Annotated in this window: 18 protein-coding genes; 12 read left to right on the top strand and 6 right to left on the bottom strand. The window is 65.7% G+C overall.

The genetic code is table 11. From position 1 onward, the window contains the following. Positions 1-7: 7 nt before the first annotated feature. From ACF8NF_RS23085 to ACF8NF_RS23095, 3 genes are read right to left on the bottom strand one after another with little or no spacing between them, the layout of a single operon-like run. Positions 8-1,027 (bottom strand): CoA ester lyase, encoded by a 1,020-nt coding sequence (locus ACF8NF_RS23085; protein WP_012204351.1) that lies wholly within the window; start codon positions 1,025-1,027, stop codon positions 8-10. After that, positions 1,024-1,830 (bottom strand): trans-aconitate 2-methyltransferase, encoded by an 807-nt coding sequence (gene tam / locus ACF8NF_RS23090; protein ID WP_013803434.1) that lies wholly within the window; start codon positions 1,828-1,830, stop codon positions 1,024-1,026. Before tam ends, ACF8NF_RS23085 begins: the two co-directional genes overlap by 4 nt. 14 nt (positions 1,831-1,844) lie before the next feature. Continuing rightward, on the bottom strand, positions 1,845-2,831 hold the full coding sequence (locus ACF8NF_RS23095) for a malate dehydrogenase (protein ID WP_012204349.1): 987 nt from the start codon (positions 2,829-2,831) through the stop codon (positions 1,845-1,847). Positions 2,832-3,049: 218 nt separating this feature from the next. On the opposite strand from ACF8NF_RS23095, the gene ACF8NF_RS23100 reads away from it, so the two are divergent. The 10 genes from ACF8NF_RS23100 to ACF8NF_RS23145 all read left to right on the top strand — a co-directional run bounded on the left by ACF8NF_RS23100 (position 3,050) and on the right by ACF8NF_RS23145 (position 12,019). Next, positions 3,050-3,838 carry a GntR family transcriptional regulator gene (locus ACF8NF_RS23100; protein WP_016450201.1) on the top strand — a complete coding sequence of 263 codons (789 nt, stop codon included), beginning with the start codon at positions 3,050-3,052 and terminating at the stop codon, positions 3,836-3,838. A 134-nt stretch (positions 3,839-3,972) separates the two neighbouring features. Further along, positions 3,973-4,395, top strand: coding sequence for a succinate dehydrogenase, cytochrome b556 subunit (gene sdhC, locus ACF8NF_RS23105; protein ID WP_016450200.1), 423 nt, complete (start codon positions 3,973-3,975; stop codon positions 4,393-4,395). A 35-nt stretch (positions 4,396-4,430) separates the two neighbouring features. Further along, the gene (gene sdhD / locus ACF8NF_RS23110; RefSeq protein ID WP_012204346.1) at positions 4,431-4,796 is read left to right on the top strand and encodes a succinate dehydrogenase, hydrophobic membrane anchor protein; all 366 of its coding nucleotides are present in this window, start codon (positions 4,431-4,433) and stop codon (positions 4,794-4,796) included. Positions 4,797-4,829: 33 nt separating this feature from the next. After that, positions 4,830-6,635, top strand: a complete 1,806-nt coding sequence (sdhA, locus tag ACF8NF_RS23115) for a succinate dehydrogenase flavoprotein subunit (RefSeq protein ID WP_016450199.1) — start codon at positions 4,830-4,832, stop codon at positions 6,633-6,635. A 27-nt stretch (positions 6,636-6,662) separates the two neighbouring features. Further along, on the top strand, positions 6,663-7,367 hold the full coding sequence (locus ACF8NF_RS23120; protein ID WP_012204344.1) for a succinate dehydrogenase iron-sulfur subunit: 705 nt from the start codon (positions 6,663-6,665) through the stop codon (positions 7,365-7,367). After that, positions 7,367-7,666 (top strand): succinate dehydrogenase assembly factor 2, encoded by a 300-nt coding sequence (locus ACF8NF_RS23125; protein ID WP_012204343.1) that lies wholly within the window; start codon positions 7,367-7,369, stop codon positions 7,664-7,666. Before ACF8NF_RS23120 ends, ACF8NF_RS23125 begins: the two co-directional genes overlap by 1 nt. Positions 7,667-7,691: 25 nt before the next feature. Next, on the top strand, positions 7,692-9,002 hold the full coding sequence (locus tag ACF8NF_RS23130; RefSeq protein WP_016450198.1) for a citrate synthase: 1,311 nt from the start codon (positions 7,692-7,694) through the stop codon (positions 9,000-9,002). Positions 9,003-9,242: 240 nt separating this feature from the next. Continuing rightward, positions 9,243-9,905, top strand: a complete 663-nt coding sequence (locus ACF8NF_RS23135) for an N-acetylmuramoyl-L-alanine amidase (protein WP_244160517.1) — start codon at positions 9,243-9,245, stop codon at positions 9,903-9,905. Next, positions 9,902-10,414, top strand: a complete 513-nt coding sequence (locus ACF8NF_RS23140) for a hypothetical protein (protein ID WP_046987324.1) — start codon at positions 9,902-9,904, stop codon at positions 10,412-10,414. The genes ACF8NF_RS23135 and ACF8NF_RS23140 overlap by 4 nt, the downstream gene beginning before the upstream one ends. 291 nt (positions 10,415-10,705) lie before the next feature. Beyond that, positions 10,706-12,019 (top strand): DEAD/DEAH box helicase, encoded by a 1,314-nt coding sequence (locus tag ACF8NF_RS23145; RefSeq protein WP_392451324.1) that lies wholly within the window; start codon positions 10,706-10,708, stop codon positions 12,017-12,019. Positions 12,020-12,038: 19 nt separating this feature from the next. Here the strand turns inward: ACF8NF_RS23145 and ACF8NF_RS23150 are convergent, their stop codons facing one another. Next, positions 12,039-13,076: a GlxA family transcriptional regulator gene (locus ACF8NF_RS23150; RefSeq protein ID WP_016450194.1), complete on the bottom strand. Its 1,038-nt coding sequence runs from the start codon at positions 13,074-13,076 to the stop codon at positions 12,039-12,041. Positions 13,077-13,314: 238 nt separating this feature from the next. On the opposite strand from ACF8NF_RS23150, the gene ACF8NF_RS23155 reads away from it, so the two are divergent. Both ACF8NF_RS23155 and fghA read left to right on the top strand, forming a co-directional pair. Then, positions 13,315-14,424, top strand: coding sequence for an S-(hydroxymethyl)glutathione dehydrogenase/class III alcohol dehydrogenase (locus ACF8NF_RS23155; protein ID WP_012204334.1), 1,110 nt, complete (start codon positions 13,315-13,317; stop codon positions 14,422-14,424). Between the two features lie 202 nt (positions 14,425-14,626). Next, entirely contained in the window at positions 14,627-15,499 is an 873-nt protein-coding gene (fghA, locus tag ACF8NF_RS23160; RefSeq protein ID WP_046240405.1) for an S-formylglutathione hydrolase, read from the top strand. Between the two features lie 144 nt (positions 15,500-15,643). On the opposite strand, the gene phnX is transcribed toward fghA, so the two are convergent. Together phnX and psrA are read right to left on the bottom strand one after the other, a co-directional pair. Then, positions 15,644-16,492 (bottom strand): phosphonoacetaldehyde hydrolase, encoded by an 849-nt coding sequence (gene phnX / locus ACF8NF_RS23165; protein WP_392451326.1) that lies wholly within the window; start codon positions 16,490-16,492, stop codon positions 15,644-15,646. Between the two features lie 54 nt (positions 16,493-16,546). Then, positions 16,547-17,635 (bottom strand): iron-containing alcohol dehydrogenase PsrA, encoded by a 1,089-nt coding sequence (gene psrA / locus ACF8NF_RS23170; protein WP_046240397.1) that lies wholly within the window; start codon positions 17,633-17,635, stop codon positions 16,547-16,549. Positions 17,636-17,657 lie beyond the last annotated feature (22 nt).

Consider the following 17,657-nt stretch of genomic DNA (forward strand, 5'->3'; position numbering starts at 1 on the left):
GTGTGGGCTAAGCAAGTGATTCTGATGCAAACCAGGGCTGCACCTGCGGGGGCAGCGCCTGGCCGGTCTGGTGGGCACGTGTGAGCAACTGCCAGAAATAGCGGTAGCTCGCCCGGTCATGTAATACACCATCCACGCTGACGGGCGCCCAGTCGGCGGCCTCGGCGGCGGTAAGTATTTGTGCGGCCTGCGCCACTTCGTCGGCCTGGGGCGCGAACGCGGCGAGGATGGGACGGATCTGGTCCGGGTGGATGCTCCACATGCGGGTATAGCCGAGCCGCCGTGACGCCTGTGTGGCAGCGGCCTGCAGCGCCTGTGGATTCCTGAACTCGGTGACCACGCAGTGCGAAGGCACCTTTCCGTGCGCGTGGCAGGCAGCTGCGATCTCCAGCTTGGCGCGCACGACCAGCGGATGGTCGAACTGGCCGGCCGAGCCCATGGCCGAGGCGGGAATCGCGCCGCCATGGGCCGAGACGAAGTCCATCAGGCCGAAGGAAATGCTCTGCACGCGCGGGTGTGCGGCGATGTCGAAGGCACGGTGCACGGCGGCGGGCGACTCGATGAGCACATGCAGCGGCAGTTCGCGGCAGCCCAGTCGGCCCAGATGCCGCTCGGCCAGCAGCACGTCGTCCACGCTTTCCACCTTGGGCAGCATGAGGTGGCACAGGCGGTCGCCGGCCTCGCCGACGATGATGTCCAGGTCCTGCGCGAAACTGGCGTGGTCCACGGCATGCACGCGCGCAGCCACGCGGGCGCCGGGCGCGGCATCACGCGCCAGCGAGGCCACCAGGCGCGCATGGGCGGCCTCCTGGCCCACGGGGGCGCCGTCCTCGCAGTCCAGCGTGACGTCGAACACGCAGGTGCCGAACTCGGCCATCATCTCGGCCTGCAGCTGCAGGCTCTTGCGCATGCGCACTTCCACGCCGCTGTAGTGGTCGCAGACGGGCAGGTGCAGGGCACCGCCCTGCGCATCGAGCAGCACCTGGGCCGGGTGTGCGCGAGAGGGTGTGGACGTGGCGGCGGTCATGGCTTGCGCTGGGCGACGATGAACAGGCGGGGGAAGGCCAGCAGGCGCCGGCCGTCGGCGCGCACGCCGTAGGCGGCGTCCACGCGGTTTTCGTATTCGGTGAGGAAGTCAGCCTGCAGGGCTTCAGGCAGGCCCTCGACGAAAGGCTTGAGGCCGGTGCCGCGCAGCCACTGGACGATGGCGCCGGCCGAGTCCATGGGATGCTGGTAGACGGTGTGCCAGACATCGACGGCGCCGGCCTCGACGCCGGCCTGCTCCTGCGGTCCGGCCAGCAGGTCGTAGTAGCTGCGGATGGGCAGGATGTCGGCCCGCACCTTGGCGGCATCGCCGATGTAGGCGGCAAACTTGGGCAGGCTGGCAATCTCGCGCATTACGCGGTGCGTGGCTTCCTGCCGGTTGTCGGGCATCTGTATCGCCAGCACGCCCCCTGGCGCCAGTTGGGCGAACAGGCGGGGTATCAGCGTTTCATGCTCCCCCACCCACTGGAGGGAGGCATTGGCATAAATCAGGTCGGGAGCGCTCTCGCCGGGGGCGGGCGTCCAGGAAGCAATGTCGGCCAGCGCGAAGCGGGCCTCAGGCAGATGCTGGCGCGCGGTGGCCAGCATCGCCTGGGAGTTGTCTATGCCGGTGATCGTGGCACCGGCATAGCGCTGTGCAAGCAGCTCGGTGGAATTGCCCGGCCCGCATCCCAGGTCCACCACATGGCGGGCCTGGGCCAAGGGCACACGCGCCAGCAGCTCGGCTGCGGGGCGCGTACGCTCATTGGCGAAACGCAGGTAAAGCGCGGGATTCCAGTCGAGCATGGCTTGCCGGCGGCTTACAGCAGGTGCTTGACGCCGTCCTGTTCGCCTTGCAGCTCGGCCAGGGTCTTGTCGATGCACTCTTGCGAGAAGGCGTCGATTTCCAGGCCTTCGACGATCTTGTACTCGCCGTTCTCGGTGGTGACCGGGAAGCCGAAGACGATGCCGGCGGGAATGCCGTATTCGCCGTTGGAGGGCACGCCCATGGTGACCCATTCGCCGCCCGAGCCCAGGGCCCAGTCGCGCATGTGGTCGATGGCAGCGTTGGCAGCCGAGGCAGCCGAGGACAGGCCGCGCGCTGCAATGATGGCGGCGCCACGCTTGCCGACGGTGGGCAGGAACACGTCCTTGTTCCAGGCCTGGTCGTTGATCTTGGCCTTGACGCTTTCACCGTTGACGGTGGCGAAGCGGTAGTCGGCGTACATCGTGGGCGAGTGGTTGCCCCAGACGGTCAGCTTGCGGATGTCGCCCACCTTGAAGCCGGCCTTGGCAGCCAGCTGCGATGCAGCGCGGTTGTGGTCCAGGCGCAGCATGGCGGTGAAGTTCTTGGCCGGCAGGTCCGGAGCCGACTTCATGGCGATGTAGGCGTTGGTGTTGGCAGGGTTGCCGACGACCAGCACCTTCACGTTGCGCGAGGCCACGGCGTTCAGCGCCTTGCCCTGGGCCGTGAAGATCTGTGCGTTGGCAGCCAGCAGGTCGGCACGTTCCATGCCGGGGCCGCGGGGACGCGCGCCGACCAGCAGGGCGTAGTCGGTGTCCTTGAAGGCTTGCAGGGGGTCGGAGTGGGCTTCGATGCCGGCCAGCAGGGGGAAGGCGCAGTCTTCGAGTTCCATGATCACGCCCTTGAGCGCGTTCTGGGCCTTCTCGTCGGGAATCTCCAGCAGTTGCAGAATGACGGGCTGGTCCTTACCCAGCATTTCGCCGGAGGCGATGCGAAACAGCAGGGCGTAACCAATTTGACCGGCGGCACCGGTGACGGCGACACGAACGGGCTTCTTGCTCATGATGAAACTCCAGGGATGGGGAAAAAATCAGGTGTTATCGGCGCCAGGTCGCACCAGCGTCAGAAACCAGCAGCCCGTGCTCCGCAAACAACGCGAAAGTGTACTCCCGATTTCGGAGCCCGGTCAATTTGTCTTATGTCTTATATAAGATATGATCGACGTCTGTTTCCAAGTCTTTCATCTGCGTCGCCGGGAGCCTCCCCACTCCGAACTTTCCCATGCCAGCCCTGCCTCCCCTCGCCTCTGAAACCGCCGCTGCCACCATCGGCGCGGGCGCATCGACCCCGGCCTTCAGCCCGCTGTACCAGCAGATCAAGGGACTGATACTGCAAAGCCTTGAAGCAGGCGAATGGCGGCCCGGCGAGCTGATCCCCAGCGAGATGGAGCTGGCGGCGCGCTTTCGCGTGAGCCAGGGCACGGTGCGCAAGGCCATCGACGAGCTGGCCGCGGAGAACTTGGTGATGCGCCGCCAGGGCAAGGGCACCTTCGTGGCCACCCACGCGGCCCAGCATGTGCAGTACCGCTTCCTCAAGCTGCAGCCCGACGCCGGCGACCAGCAGGGCGAGGGCCGTGCCGAGCGCCGCATCATCGACTGCCGGCGCCTGCGCGCATCGGCCGACGTGGCGCGCGGCCTGGCGCTGCGCAGCGGCGATGCCGTGATGCACGTGCGCCGCGTGCTGTCGTTCTCCGCAATCCCGACCATTTTGGAAGACATCTGGCTGCCGGGCCACGCCTTCAAGGGCCTGACCGCCGAGCAGATGTCCGCCTACCAGGGCCCCACCTACGCCATGTTCGAGCTGGACTACGGCGTGCGCATGGTGCGCGCCGACGAAAAGATCCGCGCCGTCCTGCCCGAGGCCGAACAGGCCCTGCTGCTGGACGTGCCCAGCACCACGCCCCTGCTGAGCGTGGAGCGCACCGCTTACACATACAACGATGTTCCCATGGAGTTACGCCGTGGCCTGTACCGCACCGACACCCATCACTACCGCAACGCGTTGAGCTGAACGATCCGTTCCCCAGAGAAGCGGGCGAAAATACGCAATTCCCAGCAAAGCTGTTTTTATTGCATTGCAATAGAATTTTGCATCGCCGCCCCTGAGCGATTACGAAGCAGTTACATCCACGAAAGTACCCTGCCATGACTGAGCAAGCCAAAAAGCGGCCAGAGTTCCGCAACATCAACTTCTTCAAGGACCTCCCCACCTACCGGTTGCCGCCGGCCGGCATCGTGTCCATCCTGCACCGCATCAGCGGCCTGCTGATGTTCATCCTGCTGCCTTTCATCCTGTGGATGATGGACATGTCGCTGACCTCGGAGATCTCCTTCGACGGCTTCACCTCGGTTTTCGCGGGTCCCTTCGGATGGTTCCTCAAGCTCGTGTGCCTGGCATTGATCTGGGCCTACCTGCACCACTTCTGCGCCGGCCTGCGCCACCTGTTCATGGACGTGAACCACCATGCGGTCAACAAGCAGTTCGGCAAGACCTCCGCCCTGGTGGTGCTGGTGCTGAGCGTGGGCCTGACCCTGATCCTGGGCGCCAAGCTGTTCGGCCTGTACTGATAGACGATCTCCCCTCACGATAAGGAAAAAGAACCATGTCCGTGAATTACGGCTCCAAGCGCACCGTGGTCGGTGCGCACTACGGCATCCGCGACTGGATGGTGCAGCGCGTCACCGGCGTGCTGATGGCACTGTTCACCATCGTGCTGCTGGCCAAGCTGATCTTCAGCACCGGCTCCGTCGGCTATGACCTGTGGGCCGGCATCTTTGCCCCGCAGTGGATGAAGTTCCTGACCTTCGCCGTGATCGTCTCGCTGGCCTGGCACGTCTGGGTCGGCGTGCGCGACATCTGGATGGACTACGTCAAGCCCGTGGGCCTGCGCCTGGTGCTGAACGTTTTCACCCTGGTCTGGCTGGTCGGCTGCGCCGGCTGGGGCATCCAGATCCTGTGGCGTATCTGATAGAGACTCGGTCTCCACGATTGAAGGTTAAGAATGAGCTACTCCAAAGCAAACATCACCAAGCGCAAGTTTGACGTCGTCATCGTCGGCGCTGGCGGCTCCGGCCTGCGTGCCGCGCTGGAACTGTCGCGCGCCGGCCTGTCCGTGGCCTCGCTGTCCAAGGTCTTCCCCACGCGCTCGCACACCGTGGCCGCGCAAGGCGGCGTGTCCGCTTCGCTGGGCAACATGAGCGAGGACAACTGGCACTACCACTTCTACGACACCATCAAGGGCTCCGACTGGCTCGGCGACCAGGATGCGATCGAGTTCATGTGCCGCGAAGCGCCCAACGTCGTGATCGAGCTGGAACACTTCGGCATGCCGTTCGACCGCAACCCCGACGGCACCATCTACCAGCGCCCCTTCGGCGGCCACACGGCCAACTACGGTGAAAAGCCCGTGCAGCGCGCCTGCGCCGCGGCCGACCGTACTGGCCACGCCATGCTGCACACGCTGTACCAGCAGAACGTCAAGTCCAAGACCAACTTCTTCGTGGAGTGGATGGCGCTGGACCTGATCCGCAACACCCAGGGCGACGTGGTCGGCGTGACCGCCATCGAACTGGAAACCGGCGACCTGTACGAGCTGCACGCCAAGGCCGTGCTGCTGGCCACGGGTGGCGCTGGCCGCATCTTCCAGGCATCGACCAATGCCTTCATCAACACCGGCGACGGCCTGGGCATGGCTGCACGCGCAGGCATCCCGCTGCAGGACATGGAGTTCTGGCAGTTCCACCCCACCGGCGTGGCCGGCGCGGGCGTGCTGCTGACCGAAGGCTGCCGTGGCGAAGGCGCCATCCTGCTCAACAGCGAAGGCGAACGCTTCATGGAGCGCTACGCTCCCACGCTGAAGGATCTGGCACCGCGTGACTTCGTGTCCCGCTCCATGGACCAGGAAATCAAGGAAGGCCGTGGCTGTGGTCCCAACAAGGATTACATCCTGATGAAGCTGGACCACCTGGGCGCCGACACCATCCGCAAGCGCCTGCCTTCGGTGGAAGAGATCGGCCACAACTTCGCCAACGTGGACATCACCAAGGAACCGATTCCCGTGGTGCCCACCATCCACTACCAGATGGGCGGCATTCCCACCAACATCAACGGCCAAGTCGTGGTGTGGGACGGCCAGCAGAACAACGTGGTCAATGGCCTGTACGCCGTGGGCGAATGCTCGTGCGTGTCGGTGCACGGCGCCAACCGCCTGGGCACGAACTCGCTGCTGGACCTGCTGGTCTTCGGCAAGTCGGCCGGCAAGCACATCGTGCAGTTCGTCAACGGCTTCGGCGACCACAAGCCCGTGCCGGCCGATGGCTCGGAGCGCACGCTCACGCGCCTGAACCAGCTCGACGACTCCAAGGAAGGCACCTACGCCCAGGACCTGGCTGGCGACATCCGCGCCACGATGCAGCAGCATGCCGGCGTGTTCCGCACGCAAAAGAGCATGGACGAAGGCGAAGTCAAGATCAACGCCATCCGCGAACGCGTGGGCTCCGTGACCCTCAAGGACAAGTCCAAGGTCTGGAACACCGCCCGCATGGAAGCGCTGGAAGTGGACAACCTGATCGAAGTGGCCCAGGCCACCATGATCTCGGCCGCTGCCCGCCACGAATGCCGCGGCGCCCACACCGTGTACGACTACGAGCATCCTGCCGACCACGCCGAGTTCCCGCTGGGCCGCAATGACAAGGAATGGCTCAAGCACACCCTGTGGTACAGCGCCACCAACAGCCTGGACTACAAGCCCGTGAACCTGAAGCCCCTCACGGTGGACAGCGTGCCGCCCAAGGTCCGCACGTTCTAATCCAGCAGCCCACGAGAGAACAGACAAATGAAGCGCACTTTCAAGATCTACCGCTACGACCCGGACAAGGATGCCAAGCCCTACATGCAGACCGTCGAGGTCGAGCTGGACGGCCACGAGCGCATGCTGCTGGACGCCCTGGTCAAGCTCAAGGAGATGGACCCCTCCATCTCGTTCCGCCGCTCCTGCCGCGAAGGCGTGTGCGGCTCGGACGCGATGAACATTAATGGCAAGAACGGCCTGGCCTGCCTGACGAACATGAAGACCCTGCAGGGCGACATCGTTCTCAAGCCCCTGCCCGGCCTGCCCGTGATCCGCGACCTGATCGTGGACATGACGCAGTTCTTCAAGCAGTACCACTCGATCAAGCCGTACCTGCAGAACGACAGCTTCGCGTCTCCCACCAAGGAACGCCTGCAGTCGCCTGAAGAGCGCGAAGAGCTCAACGGCCTGTACGAGTGCATTCTGTGCGCCAGCTGCTCCACCAGCTGCCCCAGCTTCTGGTGGAACCCCGACAAGTTCGTGGGCCCGGCCGGCCTGCTGCAGGCCTACCGCTTCATCGCGGACAGCCGCGACGAGGCCACGGGTGACCGCCTTGACAACCTGGAAGATCCGTACCGCCTCTTCCGTTGCCACACCATCATGAACTGCGTGGACGTGTGCCCCAAGCACCTGAACCCCACGCAGGCCATTGGCAAGATCAAGGAACTGATGGTCCGCCGGGCCATCTGATGACCATGACGAATACTCTGCTCGACGAACGCGAGCGAGACCTGCTGCGCTGGCGCTGCCGGCGCGGCCTGGTCGAGAACGACCTGTTCATCGCGCAGTTCTTCGCCACCTACGGAGACCAGCTCACGCGGAGACACGCGAGCGGTCTGTCTGCCTTGATGGACCTGGCAGACAACGACCTGATGGACCTCTTCTTGCGCCGCAAGGAGCCTGAAGGTGAACTCGATACCCAAGAAATCAGGGAAGTTCTGGAACTGGTGCGCAAGCGCAAGCCCGGTTCTCTCCCGCTAGTAGGCTAGGCAATCTAGAGAAGGAAGTTTGGAAATGAAACTCGCAGACAACAAAGCAACGCTGTCTTTCAGCAACGGCGCCCCCAGCGTCGAGCTGCCCGTCTACCAGGGCAACGTCGGTCCCGACGTGGTGGACATCCGCAAGCTGTACGCGCAGACCGGCATGTTCACCTATGACCCGGGCTTCCTCTCTACCGCCTCGTGCCAGTCCGCCATCACCTACATCGATGGCGACAAGGGCGAGCTGCTGTACCGCGGCTACCCCATCGAGCAGCTGGCCAAGAACTGCGACTACCTCGAGACCTGCTACCTGCTGCTGTACGGCGAGCTGCCCAACGAGTCGCAGAAGGCCGACTTCGTCGAGCGCGTGACCAAGCACACCATGGTCAACGAGCAGATGCAGTTCTTCCTGCGTGGTTTCCGCCGTGACGCCCACCCCATGGCCGTCCTGACGGGCCTGGTCGGCGGCATGTCGGCCTTCTACCACGACAACATGGACATCAACAACGCCGAGCACCGCGACATCGCCGCGATCCGCCTGATCGCCAAGATGCCCACGCTGGTCTCCATGGCCTACAAGTACGGCATCGGTGCGCCGTACATGTACCCCAAGAACGACCTGAGCTACGCCGGCAACTTCATGCGCATGATGTTCGGCAACCCCTGCGAGGAGTTCAAGGTGAACCCCGTGGTCGAGCGCGCGCTGGACCGCATCTTCATCCTGCACGCAGACCACGAGCAAAACGCCTCCACCTCCACCGTGCGCCTGTGCGGCTCGTCGGGCACCAACCCCTTCGCCGCCATCTCGGCCGGCGTGGCCTGCCTGTGGGGCCCCGCCCACGGCGGCGCCAACGAAGCCTGCCTGAACATGCTGGAATACCTGCAGGCCAACGGCGGCGTTGCCAAGGTCGGCGAGTTCATGGAACAGGTCAAGGACAAGAACAGCGGCGTCAAGCTGATGGGCTTCGGCCACCGCGTCTACAAGAACTACGACCCCCGCGCCAAGCTCATGCAGGAAACCTGCAATGAAGTGCTGGCCGAACTGGGCCTGGAAAAGGACCCCCTGTTCGCCCTGGCCAAGGAAGTCGAGAAGATCGCCCTGGAAGACGACTACTTCGTGCAGCGCAAGCTCTACCCGAACGTGGACTTCTACTCCGGCATCGTGCAGCGCGCCATCGGCGTGCCCGTGAACCTGTTCACCGGCATCTTCGCCCTGGCCCGCACCGTGGGCTGGATCGCCCAGCTCAACGAGCAGATGGCCGACCCCGAGTACAAGATCGGCCGTCCCCGCCAGCTGTTCACGGGCTCCGTGTCCCGCGACGTCAAGCCGATCGGCCAGCGCTGATCGCAGGTCCGGGCCTCAGCGGCCCGGCACCCAAAAGCCCCATGCCTTTGCATGGGGCTTTTTTCATGGGCGAGTCCACCGTTCCAGAAGGCCACGCCACTCCTAGGAACACCATGCTGGCTATCGTGACATGGACCTCGATTGATCACATCTACCCTAAGGTGACCGTTGACCCTCCCTGAAACGGGATGGAGGCGCAGCGCAATGCCCGCTGCCGTTCAACGCAACCCCGGGACTCACATGCTTGTCGAAATCACCAAGGACGGAATGCTCATCCATGCGCGCGTCAAGAATGCGCGCAGCCCCGCCATCGAGAGAGGAAAGCGGACCGCCGCCATCACCGGCATCGTCGTGCACCAGACCGATGCCAACACGGCCCAGTCTTCGCTCAACAGCTACAAAAACCCGAAGGCCAATGCGGCACACTTTCTCATCGACAAGGACGGCACCATCTACCAGACGGCGGCCATCTACCAGCGCACCAACCATGTGGGGCCGCTGAAGGCAAGATGCCTGCTTGTGGGGAAATGCAGGGCCAAGGACTATGAAGGACTGAAGGCAAAAGGGGTACACCGCATCGAGATGATGAAGGCTCCTGGTGAACGCTATCCGAGCAATATGGAGGCCATAGGTATCGAGATGGTCGGCCGAGCGGAGTTGCCGAAGGGGTTCAAACCTTCCTCCAACGAAGCGGATTTGCCCCCCGAGAGATTGCGAGGAGAGCGCGGCCTCTATCCCGCCCCGACCCAAGCTCAGAACCGGTCACTGACATGGCTTGTTGAAGCACTGCAGGACTCCATGCAACTGTCGCCCGGTGAAGTCTTCAAACATCCCGAGGTAAGTTGGAAAAATCTGACCGAAGCAGAAGGTGCAAACTGGAACCTTCCTACGAACACACCATGAAGTACCACCAATTTTTTTGGGCAATAACTTCAGCGATGGTCGTGGCCTCAACGATTCATGCTGCTGACGCCCGGTATTCTGCAAAGAACATCCAGAAAATCAATATCTTCGTCCCCTCATCAAGCAACCCCGCTTGGGAGGATAAAAAATGGCTCGATTGCGACGATGTGATCCTGACCGAGGAGGATGTGCGATATGCATTGCAGCATATACGCCGAATTTCGGAAAAAGCCTATTTCAGCGAAGAAAACATGGATAGATCCGGATGCTCCGGAGGTGCGTCCGTCACGTTCAAGAGCGGAAAGATCATCGTCATGGATATCGAGCCGACAGGGCGAATCAGAATCTTCGAGGCGAACAGGAAGCTTGAACCCCTTGGAGTACCCTCACGCTACTACGACTGCGCTCCTTGCAACAAACGCAAGATGAACCTGCTGCAAGACGCCTTGGACCGCGCCACGGAAAGGCGGCTCAAGGAGCTGAAGAGGCAGGGCCGGCTCCCGCCTTGAGTCACGATCTGGTCTTCTCTTGCGCGCCGGTTTTGGCAATGGCTCTGACGCTTTACTCAACGCTTCATGCGGCCGAAGCCAGATAGCCGCTCAGGCATGTGCCACCGGCCCGGCTGCAACGGCTGGCGGCTTGGTGAACAGCCTGCTGGTCGGCCGCGCCGCCTGGCCTGAGCGCCCGGGCCAAGCCCCCTGCTTCACGCAGCGGCGCGGTTTCGCCGACAATGCCCCCCCGGCCCTCGTGGCCGGGCCTTTCTTGCGCCGGGGTTCCGGCCCCAGCCATTCCTGCACACCATGAACTTTGCCTCCCTCGGCCTGAGCCCGGCGCTGGTCTCCAGCCTCCAAGACCTGGGCCTGGTCGATCCCACGCCCATACAGACCCAGTCCATCGCCCCCGTGCTTGCGGGCCGCGACCTCTGGGCCTATGCGCCCACGGGCTCGGGCAAGACGGCCGCCTACCTGCTGCCGCTGCTGCAGCGCTGGATGGATGGCGGCAAGGCCCAAGGTGCCCAGGGCGGCTTTGTGCGAACGCTGACCACGCTGATCGTGGTACCCACGCGCGAGCTGGCCCAGCAGGTGGGCGAGACGCTGTCCGACCTGGGCCGCACGCTCAGGCAGCCGCCGCGCATCGGCGTGGTCTATGGCGGCGTGTCCATCAACCCGCAGATGATGATGCTGCGCGGCAGTGCCGACTTCCTGGTGGCCACGCCGGGCCGCCTGCTGGACCTGGTGGAGCACAACGCCGTGCGCCTGTCCGCCGTGCGCCATCTGGTGCTGGACGAGGCCGACCGCCTGCTGGACCTGGGCTTCCAGGACGAGCTGCAGCGCGTGCTGGCCCTGCTGCCGAAGCAGCGCCAGACCCTGCTGTTCTCGGCCACCTATCCCGATGCCGTGCAATCGCTGGCCACAGACCTGCTGCACGATCCCGTTCAGGCCCGCGTCGATGCCGCCGAAGGCCAGGATGCCGCCAGCCCCCAGAGCATTGCCCAGCGCGCCATTGCCGTGGACCGTGCGCGCCGCACCCAGCTGCTGCGCACGCTGGTACAGGGGGAGACGGCGCCCGGCACCGACCCCGCCACGCTGGAGCGCGCCCTGGTCTTCGTGGCCACGCGGCACACGGCCGAACTGGTGGCGGAAAAGCTCTACAAGGCCGGCATCTTCGCCACGGCCTTCCATGGCGACCTGAGCCAGGGCGCACGCAAGGAAGCGCTGGCCGACTTCAAGGCCAGGCGCTGGCAGGTGATGATCACCACCGACCTGGCGGCGCGCGGCATCGATATCACCCAGCTGCCCCTGGTCGTCAACTACGACCTGCCGCGCTCGGCCACCGACTATGTGCACCGCATCGGCCGCACGGGCCGGGCGGGCGAGGACGGCACGGCCATCAGCTTCGTGACGCCGGCCGACCAGGCGCACTGGGCGCTGATCTGCAAGCGCAACCAGCTGGACCTTGAACTGGAGCAGTTGCCGGGCTTCGAGCCCACCGAGCCCGTGCCGCCGCCCCCGGTGGCGCAGGACGGCAATGGCGGCATCAAGGGCCGCCGCCCCAGCAAAAAAGACAAGCTGCGCGCAGCGCAGGCTGCCGAGGCAGCAGCCAAAAGAGGCTGAGCTCTCCAGGCCGATCCGCTCAGCCCGCGCCGCCGCGCCCGCCAAAGCGATCCCGGTACGCCACGGGCGTGATGCCCAGGTGGCGCACGAACAGGTGGCGCAGCGCCTGCTCCGAGCCCAGGCCCACGCGCGCGGCCACGGTCTTGAGCGGCAGATGGGCCTGGCTTTCCAGCAGTTGCTTGGCCGCCTCCAGCCGCGCGCTCTCCACAAAGGCCGTGGGGCTTTGCCCGGTTTCCTGCTGGAACACGCGGCGCAGGTGCCGCTCGCTCATGTGCGCCTGCTCGGCCATCTGCGCAAGGGTCAGAGGCTCGGCCAGATGGGCCATCACCCACTGCTGCACGGCCTGCACGCCGCCGTGCTGCGCGGCCTGGGCCGCCAGCGGCACGCTGAACTGCGACTGGCCACCGGGACGCTTGAGGTACATGACCAGGTCACGCGCCACCTCCAGCGCCAGCGCGTGGCCGAAATCCTCTTCCACCACAGCCAGCGCCAGGTCGATGCCGGCCGTCACGCCGGCCGAGGTCCACAGCTGGCGGCTGCCTTCGCCATCGCGGATCTCCTCGCGCAGGTAGATGGCATCGGCATCGACCTGCACGCGCGGATGGCGCTGGGCCAGTTGCGCCGTCACGCTCCAGTGCGTGGCCGCGCGCCGGCCGTCCAGCAAGCCCGCCTCGGCCAGGAAGAAGCTGCCCGAGCACAGCGCAATCAGCCGCTGCACGCGTGGCGCCACGCGGCCCAGCCAGGCGACCAGCTCGGCCGAGCCGCCCAGCACCTGCTCGATATGGCGCGAGCCCACGACGACCACGGTGCAGCCCATGCCTGCAGCCTCCAGCCCGGCCAGCGTGTGGGTGGCCTCCAGCGACATCAGCGTGTCCGAGCGCACGGGCCCTTGCCGCTGCGAGACCACGCGCACCTCGTAGCCGTCGCTCTGGCCGCGCGCGCGCAGGTGCACGTTGGCATAGTCGAACACCGACATGGGTCCTATGGCCTCCAGCGCCTTGAAGCCGGGGTAGACGACAAGATCGATGCGGTGGGCGCTGGCGTGGCGGTGGTCCATGGGAAACGGCGGGCTCGGAGGCGGTCAGGGTGGAAAGAATGGGGCGGACTATACGAAAAGACGCAAGCACCCACGGCCTGCAGGCCCGGCCGACGCCGGCCACACCCCTCAGATTCGGACATATCACCTGAGGCTGCGGCCATGATGCGGCCGGTCCGCGCGGCCATGGCCTACATTCAAGGCTTCGCGGAGCGCGCGCACTGCCGCTCCTGAGCCACCCCGACAGAAAGACACGCCCATGAAATCCAAAGCCGCCGTCGCCTTCAAGGCTGGAGAACCCCTGCAGATCGTCGAGATCGACGTGGCCCCCCCGAAGAAGGGCGAGGTCCTGATCAAGATCACCCACACCGGCGTCTGCCACACCGACGCGTTCACGCTGTCGGGCGACGACCCGGAAGGCATCTTCCCCGCCGTGCTCGGCCATGAAGGCGCGGGCATCGTCGTCGAGGTCGGCGAAGGCGTGACCAGCGTCAAGCCCGGCGACCACGTGATCCCGCTGTACACCGCCGAATGCGGCGAATGCCTGTTCTGCAAGAGCGGCAAGACCAACCTGTGCGTTTCCGTGCGCGCCACCCAGGGCAAGGGCGTGATGCCCGACGGCACCACGCGCTTTTCGTACAACGGCGAGCCCATCTACCACTACATGGGCTGCTCCACCTTCAGCGAATACACCGTGGTCGCCGAAGTCTCGCTGGCCAAGATCCACCCCGATGCCAACCCCGAGCAGGTCTGCCTGCTGGGCTGCGGCGTGACCACGGGCCTGGGTGCCGTCAAGAACACCGCCAAGGTCCAGGAAGGCGACACCGTGGCCGTGTTCGGCCTGGGCGGCATCGGGCTGGCCGTGATCCAGGGCGCCAAGCTGGCCAAGGCCGGCCGCATCATCGCCGTGGACACCAACCCCTCCAAGTTCGACCTGGCCCGCACCTTCGGCGCCACCGACTGCGTGAATCCCAAGGATTTCGACAAGCCCATCCAGCAGGTCATCGTCGAGATGACGGGCTGGGGCGTGGACCACAGCTTCGAATGCATCGGCAACGTCAACGTGATGCGTGCCGCCCTGGAATGCGCGCACCGCGGCTGGGGCCAGTCGGTCATCATCGGCGTGGCTGGCGCGGGCCAGGAAATCTCCACACGCCCCTTCCAGCTGGTGACGGGCCGCAAGTGGCTGGGCACGGCCTTCGGCGGCGTCAAGGGCCGCAGCGAGCTGCCCGGCATGGTCGAGCAGGCCATGAGCGGCGAGATCCAGCTGGCCCCCTTCGTCACGCACACCATGGGCCTGCCGGAGATCAACGAGGCTTTTGACCTGATGCACGAAGGCAAGTCCATCCGCTCCGTCGTCGTGTACTGAAGCTCCCCTGAGGCGCTGCGCGCCCTCCCCCGTTGCACGGCGCCTCTCTACTCGCTACGCGAGGGAGGGGGACGGCGCCCTCGCCTGGGCAGCGCCAGTTTCATGGGCCGTTGACCGTGTATAGCGTATCAACTCCCATCTTTGAATGCTGCACGCACCGCTTGCGAAGGTGCCCGTAGCATTTTTCTTTTTGAGGAACACCATGTCCGCACTGCCGCCCCTGGAACTCAAGAACGCCCATGCCTGCTTCGGCGGCGCACAGCGTTTCTACGAGCATTTCTCCGCCGAGATCGGCCTGAACATGAAGTTCTCGGTCTTCCTGCCGCCCAAGGCCGTGGCCGGCGAGAAGGTGCCCGCCGTGCTCTACCTGGCCGGGCTGACCTGCACCGAAGAGACCTTCATGACCAAGGCCGGCGCCCAGCGCTTGGCCGCCGAGCTGGGCATTGCGCTGATCGCGCCCGACACCAGCCCGCGCGGCGCAGGGCTGCCCGGCGAGGCCGATGCCTGGGACTTCGGCGTGGGCGCGGGCTTCTACCTGGACGCCACCACCAGGCCCTGGGCACTGCACTGGCGCATGGAAAGCTATCTGCTGGGCGAGCTGCTGCCGCTGATCGCCGCGCGCCTGCCCATCGACGCGCAGCGGCTGGGCATCTTCGGCCACTCCATGGGCGGCCACGGCGCGCTCACGCTGGCGCTGCGCCATCCGGGCCGCTTCAAGAGCCTGTCGGCGTTCGCGCCCATCGCCAACCCCGTCAACTGCCCCTGGGGCCAGAAGGCCTTCTCAGGCTATCTGGGCGATGACCGCAAGGCCTGGGAAGCGCATGACGCCAGCTGCCTGATGGCCGCCCAGACCCAGGCGCCCTACCCGGCCGGCATCCTCGTGGACCAGGGCCTGGCCGACAAGTTCCTGATCGAAAAGCAGCTGCTGCCCGAAGCCTTCGAGGCCGCCTGCGCCCAGGCCGGCCAGCCGCTGACGCTGCGCCGCCACGGGGGCTACGACCACGGCTACTACTTCATCCAGAGCTTCATTGATGACCATCTGCGCCATCATGCAGAGCAGTTGAGTACCCCCTGAGGCGCTTCGCGCCTTCCCCCTCTCTCGCTTCGCGGGAGGGGGACGACGCCATCGCCGCGAGGCGGCTCTTGCTCGGCGTCCCTGTTTTTTGGTCGCGCCAGTTTCAAAGATTAGGCGCAAGGCAAAAAATAGAACGGGCTCATCTCATCCAGGCATGCGCCCCGCGCGCATGTCCTGCGCAATACGCTCCAGAACCTGCGGCAGCTCCTTCACGCTGGCGATCACGTGGTGGGCGCCGGCTGCGCGCAGCTTGGCTTCGGCGCAGGCCATGCGTTCGCGCACTTCTTCGGCGGGGGCGGCGGCCAGTTCGGCGGGGGAGTAGCCGACTTCGTTGCCGGACAGGGTCAGGCCCACGGTCCACATGCCGGCGTTGCGGCCTTCCTCGATGCCGGGCACGGTGTCGTCCACCTTCACGCAGGCACGCACGTCGCCGATGCCCAGCGCCAGCACATTGGCCAGCGCCATGAAGGGGCCGGGGCGGCCGCCTGCGGCCATTTCATCGCCGGCCACCACATGGTCGGGAGCCAGGCCGTTGGCCGCTGCCTGGGGCAGCAGCTGGTTCAGGACTTCACGCGGATAGCCCGAGCACGAGCCCACCTTCAGGCCCTGCGCGCGCAGCCAGCCCAGCAATTCAGGCGCGCCTTCGATGGGTGCCGAGAACTCGCCCACCTTGGCGATCTGCATGGGCATGAAGCGGGCGTAGATGGCATCCACGTCGGCGTCGCCAGGCTGCTGGCCGAAGGCCTTGTGCCATTGCGCGCGGATGCCCTCGTCCTGCAGCAACTCGTGGATGTGCTGCCACTTGGACAGGCCCATGGGGCCGCGCGCCTGGGCCAGGGTGATGGTGATGCCGAAGCTGGCAAAAGCCTCGACAAAGATCTGCGTGGGTGCCAGCGAGCCGAAATCGACCAGGGTGCCGGCCCAGTCGAAGATGACGGCCTGCAGCGGCGACAGATCGGCGGCGGCGGCGGTGGAGGCGGTGGTGTGGTTCATGGTGCTTTTTGACTAGGAAAGAGGTTCAAACAGAAGAGGGCCGCACGCGCCTGTTCATTCCAGCGTGCGGATGAAATTGCGCCCGCGCGGGCCGGATGCGGCCGACTGCAGCAGCTGCTGCCACTCATCCCCAGGCACGCCGTAGTGGGCGGGATCGGTGGCCACGCCCAGGCCTTCGAGGAAGTTGCGCAGGCGCTGCACGGCCAACTCGCCCGTGGCGGCATCGAAGATGGACAGCAGGGCCGCGTCGGCCTCGTCGTCGGCGCCCAGGGCCATCTCCAGCACCAGCGGCAGGCTGAACGAGCAGGCAATGCCGTGGGCCACGCCATGGCGCAGCGTGATGTCGTAGGACAGCGAATGCGCCAGCGCCGTGCGGGTGTTGGAGAAGGCCAGGCCGGCCATCAAGGCGGCCTCGGCCATGCGGCTTCGCAGCGGCAGGCTGCCCAGGTCCTGCATCAGCGCGGGCAGCGTGGCCAGGGTGCGGCGCGCGGCGCCCACGGCCAAGGTGGTGGAGACGGGATTGCGGTGCCGGTTCCAGATGGACTCCAGCGCATGCGACAGCGCATCCAGCCCCGAGGCCAGCGTGGCGCCGGCCGGCAGGCTTTGCATGAGCTGCGCGTCGATGATGGCGGCCTCGGGCCAGGTCCAGTGCTGGTGCAGCGAGTGCTTGCGGCCAGCGGCCTGGTCCCAGATCGTGGCCCAGGGCGTGACCTCGCTGCCCGTGCCGGCCGTGGTGGGAATGGCGATCAGCGCCTTGTGGCCTGCGGCCGGCAGGGCCAGCCCCTGCTCCAGGGCCTGCAGCAGCTCGCCGAAACGCCGCGTGGGCGTGGCGCACATCAGCGCCTTGGCCGAGTCGATGGCGCTGCCGCCGCCCAGGGCCACGATGCACGGGACCTCGGCGTATTCGCGGTGCACGCGGTCATACAGCGGGGCCAGCCACTGCACATCGGGATTGGGCGCAATGCCGTCCACCACGCCGCGCAGCTGGCTGCCCAGCCGTTGGCGCAGCTGCTGCACCAGGCCCAGGGATTCGGCCTCGGGAAACGTCACCAGCAGGCAGTCGCGCCCGGCCAGCAGCTCGGGCAGGCGGTCCAGGCGGCCGGGGCCGGCATGGATGGCAACGGGGTTGTGATAGGTCCACACAAATCGGTCCTTTGAATGAAAC

The organism is Delftia sp. WSY_22 (assembly GCF_043104185.1).
GTDB classification, from domain to species: Bacteria; Pseudomonadota; Gammaproteobacteria; order Burkholderiales; family Burkholderiaceae_C; genus Comamonas; species Comamonas tsuruhatensis.